The following is a 277-nucleotide window of genomic DNA, read 5'->3' as shown; positions in this document are numbered from 1 at the left end:
CAGGGCAAGAAGTGGCCGTGGTAAGGATAGAGGTTAAGCGCGAATACCCAAATAGTTCAGTAGAAGAACTGATGGAGCTGGTCAGTTTTACCTTGACTGGGCAAGCAATCAATCTGTTGCCAAGTACCGTAGAAGATTTTCAAAAAAAACATCGCATTTTTGGTTTTGTGGAACCTGAAATTTACCAACTTGATGAGACAAAACAGTTATTAGGCTATGTGTACAAAACACCCAATGCGCGAGTATAGGTGATAGTCAATTTGTCCTTTGATACTCA

Annotated in this window: 1 protein-coding gene; it reads left to right on the top strand. The window is 40.8% G+C overall.

The window, feature by feature from the left end; genetic code table 11:
- Positions 1-248 (top strand): hypothetical protein (locus NLF92_RS12825; RefSeq protein WP_254102597.1); only part of this gene is annotated, 248 nt, incomplete at its 5' end.
- Positions 249-277 lie beyond the last annotated feature (29 nt).

The sequence above is a fragment of the Opacimonas viscosa genome, assembly GCF_024199005.1.
In the GTDB taxonomy this organism is placed as follows: domain Bacteria; phylum Pseudomonadota; class Gammaproteobacteria; order Enterobacterales; family Alteromonadaceae; genus Opacimonas; species Opacimonas viscosa.
The sequence above is the reverse complement of the archived record's forward strand: the minus strand, read 5'-3'. Positions and strand labels throughout refer to the sequence as shown.